The organism is Xaviernesmea oryzae (assembly GCF_900109605.1).
GTDB lineage: Bacteria > Pseudomonadota > Alphaproteobacteria > Rhizobiales > Rhizobiaceae > Xaviernesmea > Xaviernesmea oryzae.
Map to the genome: position 1 here is coordinate 1 of NZ_FOAM01000045.1, position 1,960 is coordinate 1,960.

A 1,960-nucleotide genomic window follows, 5' to 3' on the forward strand; every position below is an offset into this window, starting at 1 on the left:
GGCGAATAGGTGAAGGTGGTGGTCACGCCGTTGAAGTAGGCGATCGACCGGGTCTTGCCGTCCGCCTCATAGCTCGTCGCCGTGATATAGCCGGGATTGACTAAAGCAGCCTGCTACTTATTCCACATCAATTATCCTATGATGCTCGCGATCCGAAGGACATTGCTGTACCGATAGTTATCTAATACATAGAGATTGTCTTCTGATCTCTGGAGTCCAAAACTCACAGTGTGGCTGGGAAATTCCTCGTCATCGTTATATGAGTCAGTTGAATATCGAGATATGATTTGGGCAGGCAGGTTAAATTTAATCGTTAAAGACAGTAGATATTCGCATAATGAGAAGTATATTCCGATGTATTTCGATCGAGAAAGGCCCTTTTCGTAATCATCTTCAAGATTAATTTTATTCAATATCATCTCGGTATCAAATTCGTTGCTGAAATTTCTCATTGTAATTATTTGAACATTTCTATCGGAGATATCCGATAGAAGATAACCTTCATTATATGAAACCTTCTCCATCCAGCGCAGAAGATTGTCGGACGGAGTCTGAGATAGATCAAAAATACTAATTTTAGACAATTCTTGACGGGCAAGATCGTTCGGAAAATGTTTTATCGTTATTGGGTTCATTGTCATTCTCCTAAGTATCCGAGGCCTTTTGAAATTGCCTTTTGCACTTCGGGACGTGAAAGCAGATCTCTATTTTCCCTTGCGCTCAAGCCTCTGAAATTGCCGGATTCTGAATCATATATGTAATGTTCAGAGCCTCGCGCACCAGTTTGCAGATGAATTTGGCCAGGGCGCTGATCTGGATTAGGGTTTTCCACATCAATTCGAAAATAGCCGCGCTCACCTGGGCGAAGGTCTTTCGTTTCATAAAGTTTTTTGGACTCCGTCTGCGTTTGCTGGCGGCGGGTCTGCGTCGGTTTATCTTCGTCCTGGTCATCAGGCTTCTGCGGTCCAGCTGCTCCAGCAGCGGCACTCCGCTTGCCACTTGATTTTCCTGAGCGGCCCTTAGCGGCTTGACTATCCTCCATCATATCGACGCCGACGCCGATTACGCCGCCGACGGTTCCCCCAATCGCCGCCCCCTCCGTCGCCCCATAGCCCATGCCCGCCGCAATGCCAGGTGGCCCAGCGGGCGCGCCTGCCACCCCGCCCAGCATAGCCCCAAAGATACCACCAAAGAAGCTACCCCAACCAAAGCCTGCTGTCGTGTAGTCAGGCTCACCAGCTACATGCCCGTTTTGATCGCTTTTATTGACCGGATCATTTCCCGAGTAGGCATATCGATTGGTTCCGACGCCCTGGATGGTTGGATCCATGGGGTCTGGCGAGATGAAGCGTGCGTTTGCGGCTGAGTCGAAGGGCACGCAGACGAGGCTGCAGATCAGCAGGGTCGACAGAAGGCGGACCCACAGGGTGCGGAGAATGCGGTGGATCGACAAGCCTCGTTTCGCTGTGCGCGTGATCGAAGAGGATGGGTGGGTGACCGGCCCGGACGGTGCCGGGCCGTTGTCACTGGCGTGATGGGGCGGCGCTGGTGCGAGCCCGTCCGATCACGGATGTCCGACCTGCTTCGGTCGCGCCTGACCTGCCTGATCACCGGCCTCGTCTGGCGGCACGTAGCGACCGAAGGCTGGATCGTAGGATCGGGCATTGAGATAGGTCAGGCCGGTCTGCGGATCGAAGCGTTCGCCGATATAGCTCTTCTGCGTCTGCATGGAGGTGTTGGTGAGTTCGCCATAGGCGGCATAGCTGGTTTCCTCCGCCACGTTGCCATTGGCGTCGGTCACCCGCCGGATCGAGGCCAGATGATCGCGCAGGAGCACGTATCGGCCGGTGATGCCGCCGGCGGTCGCCGTGATCTTGATGTCGGGATGGGGATAGTAGGTGAAGACCTCCGAGCCCGGCGTGTTGGCATCGATCTCGATGTCGGCGCTCGGATAGAGCGT

2 protein-coding genes are annotated in these 1,960 nt (G+C 53.5%); both read right to left on the minus strand.

Annotated features, from left to right (window positions below):
- Positions 1–637: 637 nt before the first annotated feature.
- Positions 638–1,330, minus strand: a complete 693-nt coding sequence (locus tag BMX61_RS24115) for an RHS repeat-associated core domain-containing protein (protein WP_170855020.1) — start codon at positions 1,328–1,330, stop codon at positions 638–640.
- Positions 1,331–1,564: 234 nt separating this feature from the next.
- On the minus strand, positions 1,565–1,960 hold a 396-nt coding region (locus BMX61_RS24120), incomplete at its 5' end, for an RHS repeat-associated core domain-containing protein (RefSeq protein ID WP_139199014.1).